Origin of the sequence: Pseudomonas sp. NPDC087612 (genome assembly GCF_044743505.1) — a bacterium.
Lineage (GTDB): Bacteria > Pseudomonadota > Gammaproteobacteria > Pseudomonadales > Pseudomonadaceae > Aquipseudomonas.
The window spans coordinates 74183-91258 of sequence record NZ_JBIUWO010000011.1 but is presented as its reverse complement, the minus strand read 5'-3'; the positions used below and the strand labels follow the sequence as shown (position 1 = coordinate 91258).

Genomic DNA, 17076 nt, shown 5'->3' with positions numbered 1-17076 from the left:
GGGTCACGCTTTGTGTCAGCAACGGTACAAAGTGTCACCCAGGCTGTACCGGCGCTGCTACAGCGCCCTGCCTGCACCTGCGTAAAAACCTGCCAAGCCCTTGATTTAACTGGGGTCGGCCACACTGGCCCAACCCTTGCTCTATGCTTTACATCCTCCCCAACAAGCACAATAGCCAGGAGAAACATCATGCGTTATGCACATCCCGGTACCGAAGGCGCCAAGGTTTCCTTCAAGAGCCGTTACGGGAACTACATCGGTGGCGAGTTCGTTGCCCCAGTCAAAGGCCAGTACTTCGAAAACACCTCGCCGGTGAACGGCCAACTGATCGCCGAATTCCCCCGCTCGACTGCCGAAGACATCGAAAAAGCCCTGGATGCCGCCCACGCCGCCGCTGATGCCTGGGGCACAACCTCGGTGCAGGCACGTTCGCTGATCCTGCTGAAAATCGCCGACCGTATCGAACAGAACCTCGAACTGCTGGCCATCACCGAAACCTGGGACAACGGCAAGGCCATCCGCGAAACCCTCAACGCTGACATCCCGCTGGCTGCCGACCATTTCCGCTACTTCGCCGGTTGCCTGCGCGCCCAGGAAGGCAGCGCCGCCGAAATCGACGGCAACACCGTTGCCTACCACATCCATGAACCACTGGGTGTGGTCGGCCAGATCATCCCGTGGAACTTCCCGATCCTGATGGCCGCGTGGAAACTCGCCCCGGCACTGGCCGCCGGCAACTGCGTGGTACTCAAGCCGGCCGAGCAAACCCCGCTGGGCATCAGCGTACTGCTGGAGGTGATCGGCGACCTGCTGCCGCCTGGCGTGCTCAACGTGGTGCAAGGTTATGGCCGCGAAGCCGGTGAAGCCCTGGCCACCAGCAAGCGCATCGCCAAGATCGCCTTTACCGGTTCTACCCCGGTCGGTTCGCACATCATGAAATGCGCCGCCGAGAACATCATTCCGTCAACCGTCGAACTGGGCGGCAAGTCGCCGAACATCTTCTTCGAAGACATCATGCAGGCCGAGCAGAGCTTCATCGAGAAAGCCGCCGAAGGCCTGGTGCTGGCATTCTTCAACCAGGGCGAAGTGTGCACCTGCCCATCGCGAGCACTGGTGCAGGAGTCGATCTACCCGGCGTTCATGCAAGAGGTGATGAAGAAGATCAAGCAGATCAAGCGCGGCGACCCGCTGGACACCGACACCATGGTCGGCGCCCAGGCCTCCGAGCAACAGTTCGACAAGATCCTCTCGTACCTGGAAATCGCCGAGAAGGAAGGCGCCGAACTGCTCACCGGCGGCAAGGTGGAAAAACTCGAAGGCAGCCTGTCGACCGGCTATTACATCCAGCCGACCCTGCTCAAGGGCACCAACCAGATGCGCGTGTTCCAGGAAGAAATCTTTGGCCCGGTGGTGAGCGTCACCACCTTCAAGGACGAAGCCGAAGCCCTGGCGATTGCCAACGACACCGAGTTCGGCCTCGGCGCCGGAGTCTGGACCCGCGACATCAACCGCGCCTACCGCATGGGCCGCGGCATCAAGGCCGGTCGCGTCTGGACCAACTGCTACCACCTGTACCCGGCCCACGCCGCGTTCGGTGGCTACAAAAAGTCCGGCGTCGGCCGTGAAACCCACAAGATGATGCTCGATCACTACCAGCAAACCAAAAACCTGCTGGTCAGCTACGACATCAACCCGCTGGGCTTCTTCTAAACGAGATACAGCGCGGCTTCGAACCGGGGCCGCGCTGGCTCGCTTCCTGCAAGACCATCACCAGACAAACCGGCACCCGCCGGTATTGATAAAAACAACAGGTGAATCCTATGCCAAGCGATCATACCGGCAGCGTGCCGGCAGGCTCTTCTGTCGACTTCGAAAAAGTCGGCTCCGACTATTTCCAACAACGTGAACTGAAAAAGGGCGCCGCCGGCTGGGTATTGCTGGTGGGCCTGGGCGTCGCTTACGTGATTTCCGGCGACTATGCCGGCTGGAACTTCGGCCTGGCCCAGGGTGGCTGGGGCGGCATGTTCCTCGCCACCTTGCTGATGGCGACCATGTACCTGTGCATGTGCTTCTCGCTGGCCGAGCTGTCGTCGATGATCCCTACCGCCGGTGGTGGCTACGGTTTTGCCCGCAGCGCCTTCGGGCCCTGGGGCGGGTTTCTCACCGGCACGGCGATCCTCATCGAATACGCGATTGCCCCGGCGGCCATTGCCGTGTTCATCGGCGCCTACTGCCAGTCGCTGTTCGGCATTGGCGGCTGGATGATCTACCTGGCCTTCTACATCATCTTCATCGGCATCCACATTTTTGGGGTCGGTGAAGCGCTCAAGCTGATGTTCATCATCACCGCCGTGGCCGCCATTGCCCTGGGCGTGTTCCTGGTGGCGATGGTGCCGCACTTCGACGTCAACAACCTGTTCGACATCGCCCAGACCGACGCCGTCGGCGCCAGCAGCTTCCTGCCGTTCGGCTATGTCGGGGTATGGGCGGCGATCCCTTACGCGATCTGGTTCTTCCTCGCCGTCGAAGGTGTGCCGCTGGCTGCCGAAGAAACCAAGAACCCCAAGCGCGACCTGCCCCGCGGCCTGATCGGCGCCATGCTGGTGTTGCTGGCCTTTGCCCTGCTGATCCTGGTGGTCGGCCCGGGTGGTGCCGGTGCCGAGGCGCTCAAAGCCTCCGGTAACCCGTTGGTGGAGGCGCTGTCGAAAGCCTACGGCGGTTCGACCTGGATGGGCGGTTTCGTCAACCTGGTGGGCCTGGCCGGCCTGATCGCCAGCTTTTTCTCGATTATCTACGCCTATTCGCGGCAGATTTTTGCTTTGTCGCGTGCCGGCTACTTGCCACGCAAGCTCTCGGAAACCAACAAGAGCAAAGCGCCGGTACTGGCCCTGGTGATCCCCGGGATCATCGGCTTTGGCCTGTCGCTGACCGGCCAGGGCGACCTGCTGATCCTGGTCGCGGTGTTCGGCGCTACGCTGTCTTATGTACTGATGATGGCCGCGCACATCACCCTGCGCATCCGTCGGCCAAAAATGGAGCGGCCGTATCGCACCCCGGGCGGCATCTTCACTTCGGGCGTGGCCCTGGTGCTGGCCTGCATCGCGGTGGTGGCCGGCTTTCTGGTCGACCCACGGGTAGTGATTGGCGCCGCGGCGATTTATGCGGTATTGATTGCCTACTTTGCTTTCTACAGCCGGCACCACCTGGTCGCCGGGACCCCGGAAGAAGAATTCGCCGCGATCCAGAAGGCCGAAGAGGCCCTGCACTGATCAACGCCACCTACGCCGCAGGCCAGCCCTGCGGCGTTCTGGAGAGTCTGTATGGCAAGTTTTGTTCACACGGCAGGCAACCAGACCTACCGTTTCGACAGCCTCAAGGAAGTCATGGCCAAGGCCAGCCCGGCGCGTTCGGGTGACTTTCTCGCCGGTGTCGCCGCCAGCAACGACGGCGAACGGGTGGCGGCGCAGATGGCCCTGGCCGACATCCCGCTCAAGCATTTTCTGACTGAAGCGCTGATCCCCTACGAAGACGATGAAGTCACCCGGCTGATCATCGACACCCATGATGCCAATGCCTTTGCCGCCGTCAGCCACCTGACCGTCGGCGGGCTGCGTGACTGGCTACTCAGCGAAGCCGCCGATGAAGACAGCCTGCGTGCCCTGGCCCCGGGGCTGACCCCGGAAATGGCTGCGGCCGTGTCGAAAATCATGCGCGTGCAGGACCTGGTGCTGGTGGCGCAGAAGATCCGCGTGGTCACCCGCTTTCGCGGCACCATGGGCCTGCGCGGGCGGCTTTCGACCCGCCTGCAGCCCAACCACCCGACCGACGAGCCGGCCGGGATTGCCGCGAGCATTCTCGACGGCCTGCTTTACGGCAATGGCGATGCGATGATCGGCATCAACCCGGCCACCGACAGCATTGCCTCGATCTGCGCCCTGCTGGAGATGCTCGACGCCATCATCCAGCGCTATGACATCCCCACCCAGGCCTGTGTGCTGACCCACGTGACCACCTCGATCGAGGCGATCAACCGCGGCGTGCCGCTGGACCTGGTGTTCCAGTCGATTGCCGGCACCGAAGCGGCCAACGCCAGCTTCGGCATCAACCTCAATGTGCTCAAAGAGGGTTACGACGCGGGTCTGAGCCTCAACCGCGGCACCCTCGGGCAGAACCTGATGTACTTCGAGACCGGCCAGGGCAGCGCCCTCTCGGCCAACGCCCACCATGGCGTCGACCAGCAGACCTGCGAAACCCGCGCCTACGCCGTGGCCCGCCATTTCAAGCCGTTTCTGGTCAACACCGTGGTCGGTTTCATCGGCCCGGAGTACCTGTACAACGGCAAGCAGATCATCCGCGCCGGGCTTGAAGACCACTTCTGCGGCAAGTTGCTGGGCGTGCCCATGGGCTGCGACATCTGCTACACCAACCATGCCGAAGCCGACCAGGACGACATGGACATGCTCCTGACCCTGCTGGGTGTGGCCGGAATCAACTTCATCATGGGCATCCCCGGCTCCGACGACATCATGCTCAACTACCAGACCACTTCATTCCATGATGCGCTCTACGCCCGGCAAACCCTGGGCCTCAAGCCTGCGCCGGAGTTCGAAAGCTGGCTGGCGCGCATGGGTATCTTCACCCAGGCCGATGGCCGGGTGCGTTTCGGTGACAACCTGCCACCGGCCTTCCGCCAGGCCCTGGCGCAACTGGGATAAGCGAGTCGACTATGGCCAATACTCCCCAACACGACAACAGCGCCAATCCCTGGCTGGAACTGCGCCGCTTGACCCCGGCGCGCATCGCCCTGGGCCGCACCGGCACCAGCCTGCCGACCGGCGCCCAGCTGGACTTTCAGTTCGCCCACGCCCAGGCCCGCGACGCCGTGCACCTGGCCTTCGACCATGCCGGCCTGCGCCAGCAATTGAGCGAGCGCGGACGTGAAAGCCTGCTGCTGCACAGCGCCGCCGCCGATCGTCACAGCTACCTGCAACGCCCCGATCTGGGGCGCCGCCTGCACGAAGATTCAGCACAACGGCTGCGCGAACACGCCCAGGCCAACCCCGGCGGCGTCGATTTGGCCATCGTCGTTGCCGACGGCCTCTCGGCCCTGGCCGTGCATCGCCATACCCTGCCGTTTCTCGCCCGCCTGGAAGAACAGAGCGCCGCCGACGGCTGGTCGACATCACCGGTGGTGTTGGTCGAACAAGGCCGGGTGGCGGTGGCCGATGAAGTGGGCGAGCTGCTCGGGGCGAAAATGACCGTGATCCTGATCGGCGAACGCCCGGGCTTGAGCTCGCCGGACAGCCTCGGGCTGTACTTCACCTACAACCCCAAGGTCGGCCTCACCGACGCCTACCGCAACTGCATCTCCAACGTGCGCCTGGAAGGCCTGAGCTACGGCATGGCCGCCCACCGCCTGCTGTACCTGATGCGCGAGGCCTGTCGGCGGCAGTTGTCGGGGGTCAATCTGAAGGATGAAGCCCAGGTACAAACCCTTGAGTCAGACACCGATACGCCGAAAAGCGGAAATTTCCTGTTGAGTAAACCTTGAGATCGTAGATTGCGCTTTCTAATTGCTTTCAGGCAGCATCTGCCAAGGCTGCCGGCGATTCGCCGCAAACTCCCATGGACCCTGAGGCCTGCTTATGCGAATCATCAAAGCAACCCTGGAACATCTGGACCTGCTTGCCCCGCTGTTCGTCAGATACCGCGAGTTCTACGGCCAGCTGCCCTACCCGGACTCCTCGCGCTCGTTCCTGGAAAAACGCCTGGAGCGTGGCGAGTCGATCATCTACCTGGCCCTGCCGGACGATGACGACAGCAAGCTGATGGGCTTTTGCCAGCTCTACCCGAGCTTCTCGTCGCTGTCGCTCAAGCGCGTGTGGATCCTCAACGACATCTACGTCGCCGAAGACTCCCGGCGCATGCTGGTGGCCGACCACCTGATGCGCGAAGCCAAGAAGCTGGCCAAAGAAACCAACGCCGTGCGCCTGCGGGTGTCTACCAGCAGCGACAACGAAGTGGCGATGAAAACCTACGAATCCATCGGTTTTCACGAAGACACCGAGTTCAAGAGCTACATCCTGCCTATCCACTCGGACTGATCCGGGCGCAACGGCAGGCGCGATGCCTGCCGTTCACATCCATTCGACATCCGCCGCTACAAACTGCGCAGGCACAATCTGTTCGTAGCCGTATAATGCGCCTCTTCATTGTGTGTGAAACTTTACCCATCTTCCGGGTAGCGACCGTCCGCATTCGCACTGCCAGCCATCGCAAGCCCGTCGCCCGGGTCAAGAACACAAGGTGCTGTACATGGATTTCAACCCGCTGGACCTTATTCTGCATCTCGACGCCTACCTGGACCTGTTGGTCAACAACTACGGCCCGTGGATCTACGCGATCCTGTTCCTGGTGATCTTTTGCGAGACCGGTCTGGTGGTCATGCCGTTCCTGCCGGGAGACTCCCTGCTGTTCATCGCCGGCGCCGTGGCCGCAGGCGGCGGTATGGACCCGGTGCTGCTCGGCGGCCTGCTGATGGCGGCGGCAATCCTGGGCGACAGCACCAATTACGTGATTGGCCGAACAGCGGGCGAACGCTTGTTCCGCAACCCCAACTCGAAGATCTTCCGCCGCGACTACCTGCAGCAGACCCACGACTTTTATGAGCGTCATGGCGGCAAGACCGTGACCCTGGCGCGCTTCCTGCCGATCCTGCGCACCTTTGCGCCGTTCGTCGCCGGCATCGCCAAAATGCACTACCCGCGTTTCCTCGGTTTCAGCGTCGCCGGCACTGTGCTTTGGGTAGGCGGCCTGGTCACCCTCGGCTACTTCTTCGGCAACGTGCCGTTCATCAAGCAGAACCTGTCGCTTATGATCGTCGCCATCATCCTGCTGTCGCTGGTGCCGATGATCATCGGCATCGTGCGCAGCCGCATGGGCCGCAACGAAGCCAAGGTTCACTAAGCCCGGTTTATGTGGTCGCTGAGCGCCTGGCGCCGTCGCCGCACCCTGGCCCGACACCCGCTCGACCCGCAGCGCTGGCAGCGGGTGCGCGAGCGCCTGCCGATGCTCGATGGCCTGAGCGAAGAAGAAGACCAATGGCTGCGTGAAGCCTGCGTATTGTTCCTCGATCACAAGCACCTGACCGCCCTGCCCGGGGTCGAGCTGGACGGCGAGCAGCGGCTGTTTCTTGCCGCCCAGGCGCAACTGCCGCTGTTGCACCTGGGCGAGCTGAACTGGTACCAGGGCTTTCACGAAATCATCCTCTACCCCGACGACTTCGTAAGCCCCCAGCGCCATCGCGACGCCAGCGGCATCGAACACGAATGGGACGGCGAGCACAGCGGCGAAGCCTGGCAGCAGGGCCCGGTGATCCTCGCCTGGCCTGGCGTGCTGGCCAGTGGCGGCTGGGAAGGCTACAACCTGGTGATCCACGAACTGGCGCACAAGCTCGACATGCTCAATGGCGACGCTAACGGCCTGCCGCCGCTGCACAGCGACCTGCGCGTCAGCGACTGGGCCCAGGTCATGCAAGCGGCCTTTGACGACCTCAACGCCCAGCTCGACCGCAACCCCGATGCCGAAACCGCCATCGACCCCTATGCCGCGGAAAACCCGGCAGAATTCTTTGCCGTCACCTGCGAATACTTCTTCAGCGCCCCGGACCTGCTCAACGACGCCTACCCCGCGGTGTACCAGCAATTGCGCGGCTTCTACCGCCAGGACCCGCTGGCCCGCCTGCAGCAGTTGCAGCGCCACCACCCGCATTACCAGGACGCGCAGGACTGAGCCTGCCGGACATCCGCCCGGGCGTGGCAAGCGCGCTGGAATGTGCCTATAATCGCGACCAATTTTTGGCCAAACATGGGGGCACTGCCCAATGAGCTACAGCAAGATTCCGGCTGGCAAAGACCTGCCGAACGACATCTACGTCGCCATCGAGATTCCAGCCAACCACGCGCCGATCAAATACGAGATCGACAAGGACAGCGACTGCCTGTTCGTTGACCGTTTCATGGCCACCCCGATGTTCTACCCGGCCAACTACGGCTACATCCCCAACACCCTGGCCGACGACGGTGACCCCCTCGACGTGCTGGTTGTTACTCCGTACCCGGTAGCGCCAGGCTCGGTCATCCGCGCCCGTCCGGTCGGCATCCTGAACATGACCGACGACGGCGGCGGCGACGCCAAAGTCATCGCCGTACCGCACGACAAACTGTCGCAACTGTACGTCGACGTCAAAGAATACACCGACCTGCCAGCCCTGCTGATCCAGCAGATCGAGCACTTCTTCGCGAACTACAAAGATCTCGAGAAAGGCAAGTGGGTCAAGATCGAAGGCTGGGATGGCGCTGACGCCGCCCGCGCTGCGATCACCAAGTCGGTTGCCGCTTACAAAGGCTAAGCAACCCACAACAAAAAGCCCCGCACACGCGGGGCTTTTTGTTTCAGGGCAAGAACAACCCATCAAGGTAGGAGCGGCGGTGCGACGCCTCGACTTGTCCCGCGATAGCTGACTGTCAGCCACATCGCATCGCGGGGCAAGCCCGCTCCCACAGCAAAGACAGCTACCTTCTTAAGCCCTATTCATTCCCAAGCCCACATCATCAACAATCGCCTTGGCGAGCCCGCTCAGATAAAAAGCGGCCCACATCATGTCGCCGTCTTCATCCATAACCCCCGCCCGGATCAGCTTGTGCACACATCCCAGCAGGGTTGAAGCCTGCTCCAGCGCGTAATCGCACGGCACGCCCGGCGTAATCCGAAATAGCCCCATGGGCAATTGCTGGCTGCTGATAAAGCTCGCGATACCTACCGTCTCGTCGTACGAATCCTTGCTCATGCCATCACTCCCTCTTCCACGGCCAGCAGCTTGCTCAGCGCATGCTCGACCAACGCCCTGGCCATCTCGGCCGAATGCAGCACATTCACCAGCATGCCCTGGCCGGGTTCGTTGGCATGGGCTCGGCAGAATTCGTCGGTGGTTTCATGGATACCGCGCAGCAGTTCGCTGGCATAGGCCAGGGAATCAGAAGGAATCAGGTCGCTGTGGATGGAGAAGTAGGGGGTGGTGATGTTGTTGCGAGATATATCGGAATACGGTGGGTCGGGGACGATCTTCTTCATGACGTACCTCCTATATCTATCAGGAGCTACCTCCGCATCCCTCTCACAGGATTAGGGTGGCAGCCGTACGCGGGGTGAGAGACCGGTAGACATAGGAAACCCGGCCAGACCGAGGTCTGCCCGCGCACAGCTGCCATAACTAGCTGCTTCTACTATCTACTCGAGCTCTCACACCCGGTCGCCAACGTAGCGACCCGAGGAAACTAACCCTGTAGCACCTTTATCACAACAGTGAAAAGGCAGCAGCGTGCGTAGGATAGTTCCGAACGTCATTCAAGTGGATTTTTTTGCCGAGAAACCTCCTACGCGAGCCTAAGCAACCGCCTGTAATCCAGCCATTTTCCAGCCTTGAAAATGAACCTCGCGTTTATAGCCCGGGCTGTACGAGCCCACTAAACTCGGGCCTCATGAATACATCCGGTGATCGTCTCAAAGCGCTCCTGAGCGAGTGCAACCTGTCCCCTTCCGACTTTGCCGCGCAGCGCAAGGTTACGCCGCAGCACGTCAACAACTGGTTCAAGCGCGGCGTGCCCCTGGCCCGGCTGGATGAAATCGCCGAACTCCTGTGCGTGCGCAGCCGCTGGCTGCGCAATGGCGAAGGCCCCAAGCACCCCAACCCCTTGCCGCGCCTCAACAGCCAGGCCGCTCGCCCAGGCGTCGAAGTCCCCGATGCCAGCGCGCTGGCGGCGCATAGCTACAACGACATCCAGGTGCCGTTCTACAGCATCCAGACCCGCCAGCTAAAACCGGTCGAAGACCGTTACCTGCGCCTGCCGCTGCGTGCCCTCGACGCCGTCGGCGTCGACCCGGGCGATGCCCTGTGCCTGAGCATGCCCGGGCACAACATGAGCCCGCTGCTGCCACGCGGCACCACCCTGGCCGTCGACCGCAGCCTGACCCGGGTGGTCGAAGGCGAAATCTATGCCTTGCTGCACAACGGCCGCCTGCGCATCAACAGCCTCAGCCGCCGCGCCAACGGCGCCTTGCGCCTGCACAGCCAGGACAGCGACGAATACCCCACCGAAACCTACAGCCCGGCACAACTGAAAACCCAGCGTCTGGAAGTACTGGGCTGGGTATTCTGGTGGGGCCACCTGCGCGACAGCCGCCCGGGCTGAGCACCGGCCAGTGATTTTTTGCTGGGCATCGCCGGCCAATCCCAGTATGCTACGCCGCACATTTAGCCCGACGGCCCAGCCCGTCCGCGGCCCTGGCGCGGCACTCCACAGCTTGCCCGCCACCTCCCGGCCCCAGCGCCGGAGCAACGATTTTAAGGCGGTTGCGGCTTACCAAAAATTAGCCAAGCCCGTCCCCGGAAGCCGGCCACAAGCCGGCTTTTTAATTGTCCGAAATAATCCTATCCCATCCGAAAATCCAGCCGATAGCCTAGCTATCATGCGCGTTTCAGGCGCTCCCGTGTCCGATGGTGTTCAACGCCATTCGACCTCATCCGACGATGAAGTGGGGGGCCCGATGGGGGGACGAGGGACGACAGGGGAAATCCAATGGGTAAGCTGAATCCGAAACAAGTCGAAAACCTGACCGAACCCGGCACCTATGAAGATGGTGATGGGCTTCGCTTGGTCGTCAAACCTACCGGGCGTAAATCTTGGTTGCTTCGCTACCAACTGGCAGGTCGGCGAAGGGAGATGGGATTGGGCTCATTTCCTGAGGTAAGTCTCAAGAAAGCTAGGCTTGAAGCCAGTGCCAAGCGCAGCCTACTAAGCAACGGAATAGATCCGCTAGCTGCCCGTGACATCGAACGAGCAACGCAGCGCGAAGCTCAGAAAGCCAGTGAGGCGAAACAGCTAAAATTTGAGGCCATCGCGAAAGACTACTGCGATGCACACAGCGCCTCTTGGTCGGATAAGTGGCGCAAAGGCTGGTTACGCAAGCTTGAGCTGTATGCGTTTGAGCACATTGGTAGGCTTCCTGCTGATGAAATTGACACACCTCAAGTACTTAAGGTCCTTCAACCTATATGGCAGACCAAAACCCGCACAGCCGATGAAGTGCGCGGGCAGATTGAGCAGATTCTAGACGCGGCAAAAGCACGCGGCCTACGCCAGGGAGAAAATCCAGCTCGCTGGCGGGGACACTTGGACAATCTGCTCAGCCGTGCTGAAAAGAAAAAAGCCCGAAAACGAGAGCACTTTGAAGCTCTGCGCTGGCAGGATGTCCCTGCCCTAATGGCCAAACTCAGAGCAAGCACCGCGCCAGCGTCGTTGGCCGCTCAGCTCCTGATAATGACAGGCGCACGCGCTCACATGGTGAGATTCGCACGTTGGGACGAGTTCGACCTTAATGCAGCCACCTGGTCTCTTCCTGAAGAGCGCATGAAAATGCGGGTGGCCTTTGTAATCCCACTACCCGATCAAGTCGTAGAGCTAGTTCAAAGCATTCCAAGAGAATCAGGATCCCCCTTTCTTTTCCCTGGCCAAGGCAAGACAGGGGTAATGCACGCCAATGCCATACGCACTCTGCTACACGGCATGGACTACAAACATATTACCCGACACGGCTTTCGATCCTCATTTCGTGACTGGGCAGGCGAAAGCACAAATTATCCTCGCGAAGTATGCGAAATGGCGCTTGCTCACGACGAACGCGGCCAAACCGAAGGGGCATACTCTCGCTCCGATTTTCTCGACAAGCGACGCGCACTGATGATCGAATGGGCCAATTTCCTAATTAAAACTCAGGCTCAGCCGGCAGTGAAAAGAGAGGAATAAATGCTTTTTAAAGATTTGTCCAACACTTCACCAGAGGTAATTATTTCAAGAACCTGGGAATCTCTTCGTGACACGCACGAAAACCTATTTGAAAACTCCCGATTCGATGAATTCATCCTAGCACTAAGGGAGAGCATAAAAAACGGCGATATTACCGAGGCCTTGCTTGACGATCTGAGGCTGCAACATATCGCTGCCAATAAAATGAGCGCAGAGTATCCTTTCCTTTACGCTTGCATTCTCAACGAATTGGCACAGCAGGCCCTTAGCTCTGGAAATCATAATCGAAGCTGGCCTTTAATTACTCATGCTAGCGCAAGCGCAGAAGGTGCTGCTACCCATGCGTTCTATAGCACTGTAATAGACACCACAGCAGCTCTAAATCATCGTAGAGCGATGGCAGGTGCAAATGCCCGCAATGCTAAATTCCAAAAAGTGAAAGACTACGCTTTAACTCTCATGATAGAGAAACGCCCCAAACACGGCTGGGACGACTTTATGCACGCGGCGGAATCAATCAAAAATGAACTAGGTAATTTTATAGACATGAAGAAAATTGGTCTAAGAAAAGAGCTAATTACAAAGACCCTACGGAGATGGCGAAAAGATGATGAGATCTTTCGGAGAGCCATCGCCGAAATCATTCCCTCGCTCAAACAGTAGAAACACCACTCTCAGATGCGGGCGACTGCCTAGGGCGCCCCATCTTCTTACTATCTCTTTTAGGCATTTCACCACGACCAAATGTCCGAGCCTGCCCCTCAGTTGCAATACGTATGTAATACTCTATCTTCGTAAGGTAAAGCGCCGCTTTTTGTAGGTTTTTACGCATGCCTTTATCAGTGTGCTCAATCATGCCAATCCCACAGGCGCGATAATTACCCTTTGCACGATTACAGTTATAATACACCCCCTTCCCGCCTGTAGCTTTTTCAGCCCAAAGCTCACCAATAGTCCTTGCCCAAGCGACATCTTCACGCAATTTTGAGCCATCCAAAAAAAACACACAGTGATAATGATAAGACTTAGACAGCCCAAACTCCAATTTCCACGCATGGCCTAGAAAAGTTTTAGCTGGCAGCTTACGTCGCAACAATCTTAATAATTTCTCACGATGATTTTTTACCTCATCAAAACTTAGATCCTGTCGAAAACTTCTTTGAACCAGTGGCTTTGAGTAACCCAAGTCAACTCTTAAGACCAGCACTCGCGACCGCTTCTCGAAAATAGCCTCGATATAATCAAGCAAACTCTTGTAGTTTTTATTTGAAAGCCGACGACGTGCATTTTGCTCAGACTTAAATGCACACCCTCTAACGATGGATCTTATACGCTCAACCACGTTATTCAGAGACTCTATAACCACCGAAGGACTACCATCAAAAAGTCGAAGATTCCTGCGATAATAGAAAGCTCTGGCATACTCCTTAGTACACTCAAAAAAAACCTTTACGCCTGGAGTGAAGTCATGGATTGGATAGTAACGCTCTATTTCCTCCCATGCCCACACATTCATTAATAATCGCTTCCCAGTCTTTGTCAAATCAGCCCTAGCCACACCATGACTGATTTTTTCATAGAAATGGACTTCATCACTAGCAGATATTTCCTTTACCAACCTTTCTATATCTTTAATTTTTAGTACAGCGTTTCTCTCACCACCAACAGCCATAACGTTAGCATTGTAGGTATCGAAATACGTAATTGTACTTTCCAACAAAGCCGCTTCAACAGACAGAAACTCTTTCTTCTTCATGTTTTAATCTTTATCCGAACCCTTAAATGCCTGTGCTCGATACGCACAGGCTTATGCCCATTCCCCATCGACCAATAAAGCGACAGCAACCATGATACTCACCACAGGAGACTAACATCTCCTGACTCACAGGCATTGACACAGCAACCAATAGCTAACACCCAATTAATATCTAATTATCTAATAACAAATAATCCAGAACCACTGAGTAAAACGCACCACGACAAAACCAAGCCATCCAGTCCATAAGCCAAAGCAAAGCCCTTAGATTAATAGCCAATTAAAACAATAGCTCTCTGTCGAGTTAGTGCAAATCCAATCACTCAGTCTTTCCGCGATGCGCCCCATCCATCTTTGATCGAATCCAGTCATTTACACTCTCCTCCAACCAACCGACAGCTGAACACCCAATTTTCATAGGCTTGGGAAACGTACTGTCGTAACGAGGAGAGTCAACATTCATCCGGTCATAGATAGTGGATCGCGATAAACCAATACGCTCCTGCACTTGTCTTAGCCTAAGCACCCTCATAGGTGCGTGAGCGTTTGCATCCATCATCAACCTCCAGCCAGCCGAGTTAGCTATGGGGCAGACTGTAAGCGATCACCCAAGGCGCGTGCATAAAGATGCTTACGTAAAAAAATACGCTAAGCAAATTACCTCAACGATTCCTGACATAAGAACTAACCCGACTACAACCCAGCCTCACAAAAGAACCAACCAGCACAGTGATTAGAGAACCAACCCGACCACATTCAAGCCTAAATACCCAACACACTAAATTAATTTAAACCAGTGACAGACCCGCTTAAAAACCATATTTAAAAATAATTCAAATACTAACTATTCAAAGCGAACCACCGCACTTCTCAATTGCTACAAACACTTAAACAAATTAGGGAAACCACATGTACAACCTATGCCCGAATTGCAGCTCCAGTCGTATAACAACAAAGAATTTCGGAAAACAAACAGGGGGATTAATTGGTGCAGCGGGCGGTGCTGCTAGTGGTGCCGCTGGCGCTATGTCCGGCGCAGAAGTCGGTGCGGTGCTAGGCGTGGTCGGTGGCCCAGTAGGGATAGCCATTGGCAGTATTGCTGGCGCTCTTGTCGGTGGACTGCTTGGCGGAGTAGCTGGCGGCATAACTGGTGCCACGATTGGCGAACAGGTTGATGAAAAGATTCTCAATAACTATCAATGCCTGCATTGTGGTTACAGCTTCAGCATCAAGAGTTAAGTTTTTGGGAGCAGCCGTCGCTTTTGGTGAAACGGCCTTATTTCCGCTCATTCGTCAGGGACATCTCACATGGCTCATTTCATTGAACAAATGGCTTACATTGGCGTAACCCCGTGGCATGGCCTGGGAAGACGCCTTTCCCCGAAACAACCAATCGAAGTATGGCAGCGTGAAGCTGGCATGGACTGGAAGATCCAAGACAGCCCGGTACATTTCAAGTCCAACAGCATCGGTGCTCTGGGATCAATTTATACCTTCCCTGAACAGAAGGTACTTTACCGATCCGACACCAAGACTCCATTGTCAGTAGTCTCCAGCCGGTATCAGGTGGTGCAGCCCCGTGAAGTACTGGAGTTCTACCGGGACCTCACTGAAGTCTCGGGGTATGAACTGGAAACAGCCGGGGTGCTGAAAGGGGGTCGCAAGTTCTGGGCTTTGGCCCGTACCGGGCAAAGCACGGTGCTGAAGGACAACGACCAAGTGGATAGCTACCTTCTGCTAGCTACTTCCTGCGACGGCACCTTAGCTACTACCGCCACTCCAACTACCGTACGTGTAGTCTGCAATAACACGCTGGCCATCGCCTTGGATGGGAGCAATCGTGCGATCAAGGTTCCACATAACACCCGCTTCGATTCGCAGGCAGTGAAAAAGCAGTTAGGCATTGCCGTCTCGCAATGGGACGAGTTCATGTACCGCATGCGAGCACTGACTGAACGCAAGGTGCAGTGGCATGAAGCAATGGGCTTTTTCATGAACGTGCTGTGTGATGTAGCTCCTGATGACAAACTGCCCGAAGCCCTTCCAAACGAGCGGGCATTGCGCAGAGTCCAGGGGCTGTACGAAGGCGGAGGGCGGGGAGCTTTACTAAAATCCGCCCAGGGGACTGCATGGGGCTTGCTCAACGCTGTGACAGAGTATGTCGATCACGAACGTCGAGCGCGCAGCATTGAGTACCGCATGGATTCCGCCTGGTTCGGACATGGTGCGCAGATTAAGCAACGGGCGTTGGACGCGGCGCTAAGACTCGCTGCTTGATATCAGGCCTCTGGCTATCCAGCCAGTCAATTACCCGAGCGATCAACCTCAGAGCCCGGCTTCGGCCAGAAGCACTGAAGGCTTCCGATCAAGGGCGTTCGCAATTCGAAGGATGTTAAGAAAGGTGACGTTTCGCTCGCCGCGTTCGATTTTCCCCATGTGGGAACGATCGATTTCAGCTGCATCGGCCAACGCCTCCTGCGACAGGCCAAGAGCGACGCGGTGAGCGCGCACTACAGCCCCCAGACGGACCAAATCGCGATTTTTATCATGACTAACGGAGACTCTTCCCATGCATGGAATCGTCACGCTATGATGTGTTTACGACCACGGTATTTACGACCCATTTCTATAAAAAATCCTGCCTTGGGCATCTAAAATCTGCGGATACCCTTTAATCCAATCCAGCCCATCAACCACCAATAAAGGAATACTTGTGGAAACCCTCGTCAAGACTGCACTCGCTGCAACAATTTTTCTTGCAACACATGCCTACGCAAATGGTCATCCAGAGTTCGATCAATACAAAACGTCCGACGTAATCCTCTGCGAGAGCACCGGACGGGTGATGTATGGGTTCCCGCTTACTCTTTGCTTAGAAGAAAGTCGCCCTGGAAAACACGTAGTGCGTTACCAGAATCGTGAGACTGGTGAAATCACTATGAAAGAAGAGGAAACATTTGAATACATACGCTGTTCTAAAGCGCAGGACAAATGTACCGACCGAGATGGCAATTACAGAGGAAAGTTTTCCGCTCCAAGAGACACATACTACGGAATCTTTAAAGATTTCTATGTGCACCCAGGGAATGATGGTAAAGACTATGCCTATAAGACCGGAACAGGACCTCTATTTGGCGGTGCGGCGGCTGCAAGCGTAGCAGCACAGCCTGCGGCACGTTTGACTGCAACACCGACAGCAACGGGCACATACGACGTATGGTGCGACCCACAAGGCGACTCATGTGAAATAACTATCGATGGAGGTGACGACATGGTCAGCCGCGAACGGCTTCCCGTATATGTCCCAATGGCCTCAGTCACCAATAACTGCACATTAGAGTTCTGCTACAACTCAAGCCAGGATGTGATAGGCCTAAATCCCGACTACCACCTTTGGAAAAAATAATAGTATCTATCTACAACTCATAATCCGCCACCCGTTACGCGGCGGCGGAT

Annotated in this window: 19 protein-coding genes; 14 read left to right on the top strand and 5 right to left on the bottom strand. The window is 57.1% G+C overall.

The window, feature by feature from the left end:
- Positions 1-189 precede the first annotated feature (189 nt).
- The 8 genes from ACIOVF_RS22180 (at position 190) to ppa (ending at position 8410) form a co-directional block, all read left to right on the top strand.
- A complete protein-coding gene (locus ACIOVF_RS22180) occupies positions 190-1710 on the top strand; it encodes an aldehyde dehydrogenase family protein (protein ID WP_045199909.1) in 1521 nt (506 codons plus the stop codon).
- A 110-nt stretch (positions 1711-1820) separates the two neighbouring features.
- Positions 1821-3269 (top strand): ethanolamine permease, encoded by a 1449-nt coding sequence (gene eat, locus ACIOVF_RS22175; protein ID WP_045199911.1) that lies wholly within the window; start codon positions 1821-1823, stop codon positions 3267-3269.
- Positions 3270-3320: 51 nt separating this feature from the next.
- The gene (locus tag ACIOVF_RS22170) at positions 3321-4715 is read left to right on the top strand and encodes an ethanolamine ammonia-lyase subunit EutB (RefSeq protein ID WP_045199913.1); all 1395 of its coding nucleotides are present in this window, start codon (positions 3321-3323) and stop codon (positions 4713-4715) included.
- 11 nt (positions 4716-4726) lie between these two features.
- A complete protein-coding gene (gene eutC, locus ACIOVF_RS22165; protein ID WP_093379147.1) occupies positions 4727-5551 on the top strand; it encodes an ethanolamine ammonia-lyase subunit EutC in 825 nt (274 codons plus the stop codon).
- A 94-nt stretch (positions 5552-5645) separates the two neighbouring features.
- A complete protein-coding gene (locus ACIOVF_RS22160; protein ID WP_123565102.1) occupies positions 5646-6104 on the top strand; it encodes a GNAT family N-acetyltransferase in 459 nt (152 codons plus the stop codon).
- A 211-nt stretch (positions 6105-6315) separates the two neighbouring features.
- On the top strand, positions 6316-6966 hold the full coding sequence (locus ACIOVF_RS22155) for a DedA family protein (protein ID WP_038998563.1): 651 nt from the start codon (positions 6316-6318) through the stop codon (positions 6964-6966).
- Positions 6967-6975: 9 nt separating this feature from the next.
- Positions 6976-7791, top strand: a complete 816-nt coding sequence (locus ACIOVF_RS22150; RefSeq protein WP_093379141.1) for a zinc-dependent peptidase — start codon at positions 6976-6978, stop codon at positions 7789-7791.
- 91 nt (positions 7792-7882) lie between these two features.
- Complete coding sequence (ppa, locus tag ACIOVF_RS22145; protein ID WP_007933577.1) at positions 7883-8410, top strand: inorganic diphosphatase; 528 nt, start codon at positions 7883-7885, stop codon at positions 8408-8410.
- A gap of 171 nt (positions 8411-8581) precedes the next feature.
- On the opposite strand, the gene ACIOVF_RS22140 is transcribed toward ppa, so the two are convergent.
- The gene (locus ACIOVF_RS22140) at positions 8582-8848 is read right to left on the bottom strand and encodes a DUF3077 domain-containing protein (protein ID WP_045199922.1); all 267 of its coding nucleotides are present in this window, start codon (positions 8846-8848) and stop codon (positions 8582-8584) included.
- Positions 8845-9132 (bottom strand): hypothetical protein, encoded by a 288-nt coding sequence (locus tag ACIOVF_RS22135; RefSeq protein WP_045199924.1) that lies wholly within the window; start codon positions 9130-9132, stop codon positions 8845-8847. The genes ACIOVF_RS22140 and ACIOVF_RS22135 overlap by 4 nt, the downstream gene beginning before the upstream one ends.
- Before the next feature lie 407 nt (positions 9133-9539).
- On the opposite strand from ACIOVF_RS22135, the gene ACIOVF_RS22130 reads away from it, so the two are divergent.
- From ACIOVF_RS22130 to ACIOVF_RS22120, 3 genes are all read left to right on the top strand, one after another.
- Positions 9540-10250 carry a helix-turn-helix transcriptional regulator gene (locus ACIOVF_RS22130; protein ID WP_401292494.1) on the top strand — a complete coding sequence of 237 codons (711 nt, stop codon included), beginning with the start codon at positions 9540-9542 and terminating at the stop codon, positions 10248-10250.
- A gap of 387 nt (positions 10251-10637) precedes the next feature.
- Entirely contained in the window at positions 10638-11864 is a 1227-nt protein-coding gene (locus ACIOVF_RS22125; protein WP_401292493.1) for a tyrosine-type recombinase/integrase, read from the top strand.
- Positions 11865-12527 carry a hypothetical protein gene (locus ACIOVF_RS22120; RefSeq protein WP_401292490.1) on the top strand — a complete coding sequence of 221 codons (663 nt, stop codon included), beginning with the start codon at positions 11865-11867 and terminating at the stop codon, positions 12525-12527.
- On the opposite strand, the gene ACIOVF_RS22115 is transcribed toward ACIOVF_RS22120, so the two are convergent.
- Both ACIOVF_RS22115 and ACIOVF_RS22110 read right to left on the bottom strand, forming a co-directional pair.
- On the bottom strand, positions 12517-13620 hold the full coding sequence (locus tag ACIOVF_RS22115; RefSeq protein ID WP_401292487.1) for an inovirus-type Gp2 protein: 1104 nt from the start codon (positions 13618-13620) through the stop codon (positions 12517-12519). The genes ACIOVF_RS22120 and ACIOVF_RS22115 overlap by 11 nt on opposite strands.
- Positions 13621-13939: 319 nt before the next feature.
- Positions 13940-14152 carry an AlpA family transcriptional regulator gene (locus ACIOVF_RS22110; protein ID WP_225025117.1) on the bottom strand — a complete coding sequence of 71 codons (213 nt, stop codon included), beginning with the start codon at positions 14150-14152 and terminating at the stop codon, positions 13940-13942.
- Positions 14153-14529: 377 nt separating this feature from the next.
- Here ACIOVF_RS22110 and ACIOVF_RS22105 point away from each other — a divergent pair, with 377 nt between their 5' ends.
- Together ACIOVF_RS22105 and ACIOVF_RS22100 are read left to right on the top strand one after the other, a co-directional pair.
- Positions 14530-14859, top strand: a complete 330-nt coding sequence (locus ACIOVF_RS22105) for a hypothetical protein (RefSeq protein WP_401292484.1) — start codon at positions 14530-14532, stop codon at positions 14857-14859.
- A 69-nt stretch (positions 14860-14928) separates the two neighbouring features.
- Positions 14929-15897, top strand: a complete 969-nt coding sequence (locus ACIOVF_RS22100) for a DUF932 domain-containing protein (RefSeq protein ID WP_401292481.1) — start codon at positions 14929-14931, stop codon at positions 15895-15897.
- Between the two features lie 48 nt (positions 15898-15945).
- On the opposite strand, the gene ACIOVF_RS22095 is transcribed toward ACIOVF_RS22100, so the two are convergent.
- A complete protein-coding gene (locus ACIOVF_RS22095) occupies positions 15946-16191 on the bottom strand; it encodes a helix-turn-helix domain-containing protein (RefSeq protein ID WP_028699128.1) in 246 nt (81 codons plus the stop codon).
- A 142-nt stretch (positions 16192-16333) separates the two neighbouring features.
- Between ACIOVF_RS22095 and ACIOVF_RS22090 the strand changes: the two genes are divergently transcribed.
- Positions 16334-17026 carry a hypothetical protein gene (locus ACIOVF_RS22090; protein ID WP_401292478.1) on the top strand — a complete coding sequence of 231 codons (693 nt, stop codon included), beginning with the start codon at positions 16334-16336 and terminating at the stop codon, positions 17024-17026.
- Positions 17027-17076 lie beyond the last annotated feature (50 nt).

Coding starts and splice junctions, on each gene's coding strand:
- ppa (WP_007933577.1), top strand. CDS start 7,883: ATGAGCTACAGCAAGATTCCGGCTGGCAAAGACCTGCCGAACGACATC.
- eutC (WP_093379147.1), top strand. CDS start 4,727: ATGGCCAATACTCCCCAACACGACAACAGCGCCAATCCCTGGCTGGAA.
- ACIOVF_RS22140 (WP_045199922.1), bottom strand. CDS start 8,848: ATGAGCAAGGATTCGTACGACGAGACGGTAGGTATCGCGAGCTTTATC.
- ACIOVF_RS22115 (WP_401292487.1), bottom strand. CDS start 13,620: ATGAAGAAGAAAGAGTTTCTGTCTGTTGAAGCGGCTTTGTTGGAAAGT.
- eat (WP_045199911.1), top strand. CDS start 1,821: ATGCCAAGCGATCATACCGGCAGCGTGCCGGCAGGCTCTTCTGTCGAC.
- ACIOVF_RS22135 (WP_045199924.1), bottom strand. CDS start 9,132: ATGAAGAAGATCGTCCCCGACCCACCGTATTCCGATATATCTCGCAAC.
- ACIOVF_RS22110 (WP_225025117.1), bottom strand. CDS start 14,152: ATGAGGGTGCTTAGGCTAAGACAAGTGCAGGAGCGTATTGGTTTATCG.
- ACIOVF_RS22130 (WP_401292494.1), top strand. CDS start 9,540: ATGAATACATCCGGTGATCGTCTCAAAGCGCTCCTGAGCGAGTGCAAC.
- ACIOVF_RS22170 (WP_045199913.1), top strand. CDS start 3,321: ATGGCAAGTTTTGTTCACACGGCAGGCAACCAGACCTACCGTTTCGAC.
- ACIOVF_RS22120 (WP_401292490.1), top strand. CDS start 11,865: ATGCTTTTTAAAGATTTGTCCAACACTTCACCAGAGGTAATTATTTCA.
- ACIOVF_RS22095 (WP_028699128.1), bottom strand. CDS start 16,191: ATGGGAAGAGTCTCCGTTAGTCATGATAAAAATCGCGATTTGGTCCGT.
- ACIOVF_RS22180 (WP_045199909.1), top strand. CDS start 190: ATGCGTTATGCACATCCCGGTACCGAAGGCGCCAAGGTTTCCTTCAAG.
- ACIOVF_RS22150 (WP_093379141.1), top strand. CDS start 6,976: ATGTGGTCGCTGAGCGCCTGGCGCCGTCGCCGCACCCTGGCCCGACAC.
- ACIOVF_RS22105 (WP_401292484.1), top strand. CDS start 14,530: ATGTACAACCTATGCCCGAATTGCAGCTCCAGTCGTATAACAACAAAG.
- ACIOVF_RS22100 (WP_401292481.1), top strand. CDS start 14,929: ATGGCTCATTTCATTGAACAAATGGCTTACATTGGCGTAACCCCGTGG.
- ACIOVF_RS22155 (WP_038998563.1), top strand. CDS start 6,316: ATGGATTTCAACCCGCTGGACCTTATTCTGCATCTCGACGCCTACCTG.
- ACIOVF_RS22160 (WP_123565102.1), top strand. CDS start 5,646: ATGCGAATCATCAAAGCAACCCTGGAACATCTGGACCTGCTTGCCCCG.
- ACIOVF_RS22125 (WP_401292493.1), top strand. CDS start 10,638: ATGGGTAAGCTGAATCCGAAACAAGTCGAAAACCTGACCGAACCCGGC.